The 6176-nt window shown below is 72.9% G+C and carries 4 protein-coding genes; 3 read left to right on the forward strand and 1 reads right to left on the reverse strand.

What is annotated here, in order from left to right; translation table 11 throughout:
- Positions 1-218: 218 nt before the first annotated feature.
- Complete coding sequence (locus O3W51_RS22465; protein ID WP_269287223.1) at positions 219-1796, forward strand: acetolactate synthase large subunit; 1578 nt, start codon at positions 219-221, stop codon at positions 1794-1796.
- 213 nt (positions 1797-2009) lie between these two features.
- On the opposite strand, the gene O3W51_RS22470 is transcribed toward O3W51_RS22465, so the two are convergent.
- The gene (locus O3W51_RS22470; protein WP_198358516.1) at positions 2010-2837 is read right to left on the reverse strand and encodes an SDR family oxidoreductase; all 828 of its coding nucleotides are present in this window, start codon (positions 2835-2837) and stop codon (positions 2010-2012) included.
- A 240-nt stretch (positions 2838-3077) separates the two neighbouring features.
- On the opposite strand from O3W51_RS22470, the gene O3W51_RS22475 reads away from it, so the two are divergent.
- Positions 3078-4988 carry an RICIN domain-containing protein gene (locus tag O3W51_RS22475; RefSeq protein WP_381585691.1) on the forward strand — a complete coding sequence of 637 codons (1911 nt, stop codon included), beginning with the start codon at positions 3078-3080 and terminating at the stop codon, positions 4986-4988.
- A gap of 54 nt (positions 4989-5042) precedes the next feature.
- Positions 5043-6176, forward strand: a 1134-nt coding sequence (locus O3W51_RS22480) for a hypothetical protein (RefSeq protein ID WP_443048323.1), incomplete at its 3' end; no start/stop codon positions are given.

The raw sequence follows: 6176 nt of genomic DNA on the forward strand, positions 1-6176 counted from the left end.
TGGTGGCGGGCGCGGTGCGCCGATAGGAATTCCGCTGGCCTGCGAAGTAGTCACGAAATCTCTGGAAATTCAACGATCGGGAGAAGCGGGGTAATTACGCGTCATCTTCCGGTGCGATGGGCGGTCTGTCGCGAGGCCCTGGCGCGGGGGAGGATTACGCACGGAACCGGGCGTGCTGATGATGCGGCCCTGAGACCCTGAGCAGAGGTGGGACACCCATGCCGAACGGCGCGCAGACCCTGATCCGTACGCTCGTCAAGGGTGGGGTCGAGGTGTGCTTCGCCAACCCCGGTACGTCCGAGATGCACTTCGTCGCCGCATTGGACGACGTGCCGGAGATGCGTGCCGTGCTGTGCCTGTTCGAGGGGGTCGCCACCGGTGCGGCCGACGGCTACGGCCGGATGACCGGCCTGCCGGCCTGCACCCTGCTGCATCTGGGCCCCGGGCTCGCGAACGGTCTGGCGAACCTGCACAACGCGCGCCGGGCACACAGCCCGGTCGTGAACATCGTCGGCGACCACGCCCTGCCCCACAAGCCGTTGGACGCCCCGCTGGAGTCCGACATCGACGCGCTCGCTGGCACGGTCTCGGGCTGGGTGCGCCGGACGACGGACGGCGCCGATCTGCATCTGGACGCGACCCAGGCGATCATCGCCGCGTCGAGCGGGTCCGACGGCGCCGTCGCCACGCTCATCCTGCCCGCCGACGTGTCCTGGTCGGAGCCGGGACCGTCCCACACGGCCATCGCGTGGCTGCGCAGCGATGAGCCCGGTCCGGTGTCCGAGCAGGCCGTGACGGCCGCCGCCAAGGCGCTGCGGTCCGGTGAGCCCGCGGCGATCCTGCTCGGCGGCGGCGCGACGCGTGAGGCCGGGCTGCTGGCCGCGGCCCGGATCGCGGCCGCCACCGGAGCGAAGCTGCTCTGCGAGACCTTCCCCGCGCGGCTGGAGCGCGGTGCGGGGCTGCCGGAGGTCGAACGGCTCGCCTACCTCGCGGACTTCGCCACCGCCCAGCTCGAGGGCGTGAAGCATCTGATCCTGGCCGGTGCCCGCTCGCCGGTCTCGTTCTTCGCCTATCCCGGCAAGCCGGGCGACCTGGTGCCGGAGGGCTGCGAGGCGCGGGAGCTGGCCGGCGCCGCCGAGGACGTCACCGCCTCGCTCCAGCGGCTCGCCGACGAGGTGGCGGCGGATGTGAAGGCGACGGACGTGACGCCGGCGGCCCGTCCGCGGCCCGCGCGTCCCACCGGCCCGCTCACCGCCGAGTCCGCGTCCCAGGCGATCGGGGCGCTGCTGCCGCCGGGCGCCGTCGTCGTGGACGAGGCGAACACCTCGGGGCTGTGGCTGCCCGGCGCGACGGCCGGCGCTCCCCGGCACGACTGGCTCACCCTCACCGGCGGCGCGATCGGCCAGGGCCTGCCGCTGGCGACCGGCGCGGCGGTGGCCTGCCCCGGCCGGCCCGGGGTGTGCCTGGAGGCGGACGGCAGCGCGATGTACACCCTCTCGGCGCTCTGGACGCAGGCGCGCGAAGAGCTCGACGTGACCACCGTCGTGTTCAACAACGGCTCCTACGCGATCCTCAACCTGGAACTCGAGCAGGTGGGTGCCGCCGCGGCGGGTGAGCGCGCCCGGCGGCTGCTCGACCTGTCCGGGCCGGCCCTGGACTTCGTCGCCCTGGCCACGGGAATGGGCGTGCCGGCGACCCGGGCCACCACCGCGGAGGAGTTCACCTCCCAGTTCGAGCGGGCGCTGGCCGAGCCCGGTCCACATCTGATCGACTGCGTCGTGCCGCCGGTCTTCTAGGGCGTGTTGCGAAAGTCCCGCCTGGCCCACGGCGTCTGGCACGCGTCCTCGCTGCGTTGTCGGGCTCGTCCACGTACGTCCGGTACGAGGACGACCCTCCGCCTTGCGAGCGCACGCACCGGACGCCGTGGGCCACGCCCTCCGGGCGAACGGCGCTCCTTTCGCAACACGCCCTAGTCCGAACCGGGGCCGGCCTCCACCGGTCCTCCTCGATCAGCCGCCGTGCGCGCGCAGCCGCTCGTGGACGGTGTACGCGGCGCCGGTCCCGGTGCGCGCGCCGCGCACCCGGGTGCCGCCGTCGACCACCAGATCCGTCCCGGTGATCCAGCCGGCGTCGTCGGAGACCAGCCACAGGACGGCGCGCGCGACGTCCTCCGGCTCTCCGATCCGGCCCATGGGCAGCCCGGCGGCGATCTGCGGCTCGGCGCCCTCCCACACGAAACGGGCCATCTCCGTGCGGACCAGGCCGGGGGAGACCGCGTTGACCCGGACGGTCGGGGCGAGTTCGCCGGCGAGTTGGCGGGTGAGGTGGAGGAGGGCGGCCTTGCTGGTGCCGTAGGCGCCGATGTTGGGGCCGACGCCGTGCGCGCCCTCGGTGCAGATGTTCACCACCGTGCCGCCGTGCTCGCGCATCCAGGCCCGCCACGCGCACTGGACCAGCCGCAGGGGTCCGTCCACGTTGACGGTGAAGGCGTCCCGCCAGGCGTCCGGGTCGACGTCGACGAGCGGGCCGAACGGGGCGTTGGTACCGGCGTTGTTGACCAGGATGTCCACCCCGCCGAGCTCCTCGACCGCGAGCGCGACGCACGCCTCCGGATGCGCGGGGTCGCCCACCGATCCGGCCAGGCCGGTGGCCCGGCCGCCGAGCGCGCGTACCTCCATGACGGCGGCCCGCAGTCCATCCGGGTCGCGGGCGGTCAGCAGGACCGCGGCGCCCGCCCCGGCCAGGGCGTGCGCGACGGCGAGGCCGATGCCCCGGGAGGCGCCGGTGACGAGGGCGGTCCTGCCGTGCAGCGGGGGAGTTGTCGCCGGTGTGGTCATGGGGCACCGTCTCATGATGGTGCGTCAGTTCGAAAGGCGTCACCGTCGTCTCCTCGTCGCCTCCCCGTCGCGTCAGCGCGTCGACCGCGCCACGGAAGCGCCATGGAAGCGGCCGTTCCTGCGCGAAGTCTTGACGCGCTCAAAGCGCACGAGTTAACTCACGCCTCGAACTAAGCAGTAAATCAAGGTCTGAATTAAGTCACGCACCAGGGCAAGTGCCGTAGAAAGGCAACCGGACCCATGCGCTCACTCACCCGTCCCCACACGGGCAGTACCAGGCTTCACCGCACCGGCCTCCGCCGTGCCGTCACCGGCCTGCTGGCGGCGGCGGTCGCCGTCGTCACCCCGATGCTGGCCACGCCGCTCACCGCGCACGCGGCGGGCGAGAGCGTCCAGGTGTGGCTGACCACCACGTCTGACTCGGGCGGCCGCAACGTCGTCAAGGGGCTCGAACAGCAGGCGCCGATCGCCTTCACCGCGGGCAGCGGTTCCGGCCAGTCCGTCACCGTCGACGAGAACACCCGCTACCAACAGTTCGAGGGCGCGGGCGCGTCGTTCACCGACACCGCCGCCTGGCTGATGAACTCCAGCGGAGCGCTCAGCGCCGCCACCCGCGACGCGGTGATGAAGAAGCTCTTCGACCCGGTCAACGGCATCGGCATCGACTTCCTGCGCAACCCCATGGGCGCCTCCGACCTGGCGCGCGACAACTACACCTTCGACGACATGCCCAGCGGGCAGACCGACCCGGGCCTCGCGCACTTCTCCATAGCCCACGACCTGGCCGACGTCCTGCCGCTGACCAAGCAGGCCCGCCAGCTCAACCCCGCCGTCAAGGTGATGGGCGTGCCCTGGAGCGCGCCGGCCTGGATGAAGGACAACGGCAGCATGAGCCTGGGCTGGCTGCAGGCGCAGTACTACGGCGCCTACGCCCAGTACTTCGCGAAGTACCTGCAGGCCTACCAGGCGGCCGGCGTGCCGGTCGACTACATCTCGGCGCAGAACGAGCCCACCTGCTGCGGGGGCTATCCGTCCATGCAGTGGAACGGCTCCGGTCTGGCGTTCTTCACCAAGAACAACCTGCTGCCCGCGCTGCACACCGCCGGGCTGTCCACCAAGGTCTTGGCCCTGGACTGGAACTGGGACCAGTACGACGCCTTCGCCGCCCCGACCCTCGACGACGCGGCGATCCGCAACGATCCGAACTTCGGTGGCATGGCCTGGCACGGCTACGGCGGCGACGTCGCCCAGCAGACCACCGTCCACAACAGGTACCCCACCGTGAAGGCCTTCGACACCGAACACTCCGGCGGCACCTGGATCGCCAACCAGCAGAAGGAGGACATGCACAACCTGATCGACTACACCCGCAACTGGGGCCAGAGCTGGGTCAAGTGGAGCCTGGCCGTCGACCAGAACATGGGACCGCACAACGGCGGCTGCGGCACGTGCACCGGCCTGGTCACCGTGCACAACGGCGACAGCCGCAGCGGACAGGTCGACTACACCGTCGAGTACTACACGATGGGCCACCTCACCAAGTTCGTGAAGCCCGGCGCCTACCGGATCGCCTCCACCGCCAACACCTCGGTGCCCAACGTCGCCTGGCGCAACCCGGACGGCTCGAAGGCGCTCATCGCGTACAACGACACCGGCAGCGCCCAGCCCGTACGCGTCAACTGGGGCAACCAGTCCTTCGCGTACACCCTGCCCGCCGGCGCCTCGGCGACCTTCACCTGGACCGGGACCCCCGGCAACGGCGGCGGTTCCACCGGAGCGATCACCGGCTTCGGCGGCAAGTGCGCCGACGTGGCCGCGGGCAGCAGCGCCAACGGCACCGCCGTCCAGCTCTACGACTGCAACGGCAGCGCGGCCCAGCAGTGGACCGCCTCCGCCGGCACCTACAAGGCGCTCGGCAAGTGCCTGGACCTGGCCGCCGGGGGCACCGCGAACGGCACCAAGGCCCAGCTGTACGACTGCAACGGAACGGGCGCCCAGCAGTGGCAGCCCGGCAGCGGCGGAACACTGGTCAATCCGGTGTCCGGCCGATGCCTGGACGCCACCGGGATGAGCTCCGCGAACGGGACCCGGCTGCAGATCTGGGACTGCGCCGGCGGCGCCAACCAGCAGTGGACCGTTCCCACCGGCTGACCTGCACGTAGGCTTCCGGGTGTCATCACACGCCCAGCAGGAAGAGGCCGCACCGTGTTCGCTCTGCACGCGCTGTGGAGAGCGGATCAGCGGCTCGCCCTGTGGGCCGAGGGCTCCCGGCAGCCGCCGGTCCCCGCGCCGGGCCACCCGTACGCCGTTCCCGGATCCGCCGTCGCCGAGTTGCTCGGCGACGGCGGATCCGCGCTCGGCTGGCTCGCCGGCCGGGCCCACGCAGGCCCGACCGGTCTGCTGCTCCCCACCCGCGACGGCGCGCCGCTGGCCTCGCCGGAGCTCGGCGGTCCCACCGCCGCCAGGGGCGTGCCCGTCGCACCGTGGACCGTCCCCTCGCTGCTCTTCGAGCCCGCGGAGGCCGCACTGCTGCTGGGCGAGCTGTCGACCGCGGGACTGCCCGAGGCGCCCTACGGTGCCGCGCTGCGCTGGCTGATCGCCGCCCACGACCTGGCCTGGCGCACGGTCGGACGGGGCAGGCTGCTGCCCGTGCTGGTCAGCGAGGCCGGAGCGCCGTACGCCCGCTGGCGCCCGGTCCGCGACGACGCCGGCTGGCAGGAGGCCGGCGAGCTCGCCGCCGCCGCGCCGCAGGAGTGCCGCGCCGAGCACCACGACGGCCGGCCCGACGGCCGTGCCGCCGCCACGATCCTCACCGACCTGCTCGACGTCCTCACCGACCGTGAGGCCCGCGCGGTCCTCGACGACGAACCCGAGCTGCTGCGCACCGCGCGCGGCCGGCGCCCCGCCACGACCGCCACCGAGCTGTGGCTGCGGGCCCTCACCTCGCCCACCGGCCGCGTCGAGGGCGCCGACCCCGACGAACTGGCCGAACTGGAGGAGCGGCTCACGGCCTGGCACCGCTCCGAGCCGCCCGTCCACGGCCCGCTGCGCGTCTGCTTCCGGCTGGTGGAACCGGTGGGCCCGGACCCCGCCGACCCGCGCGGCCACCCCTCCGACGACAACTGGCGGCTGGACTTCCTGCTCCAGGCGTCCGACGAGCCGTCCCTCATGGTCCACGCCGACGACGTCTGGAGCGAGGGCCCCGCGCTCAGCGCCCTGGAACGCAAGACCGCCCGCCCCCAGGAGGCGCTGCTGTCCGGTCTCGACCGGGCCGGCCGCGCCTACCCCGAGGTGCGGCGCGCGCTGCGCGGCAACCGGCCCGCCGGGCTGCCACTGGAC

It is taken from the genome of Streptomyces sp. H39-C1, assembly GCF_027158125.1.
Taxonomy (GTDB): domain Bacteria; phylum Actinomycetota; class Actinomycetes; order Streptomycetales; family Streptomycetaceae; genus Actinacidiphila; species Actinacidiphila fildesensis.

Bases quoted from the DNA above. Each gene is read 5' to 3' on its own strand.
- O3W51_RS22475 (WP_381585691.1), top strand. From the start codon at position 3,078: ATGCGCTCACTCACCCGTCCCCACACGGGCAGTACCAGGCTTCACCGC.
- O3W51_RS22465 (WP_269287223.1), top strand. From the start codon at position 219: ATGCCGAACGGCGCGCAGACCCTGATCCGTACGCTCGTCAAGGGTGGG.
- O3W51_RS22470 (WP_198358516.1), bottom strand. From the start codon at position 2,837: ATGACCACACCGGCGACAACTCCCCCGCTGCACGGCAGGACCGCCCTC.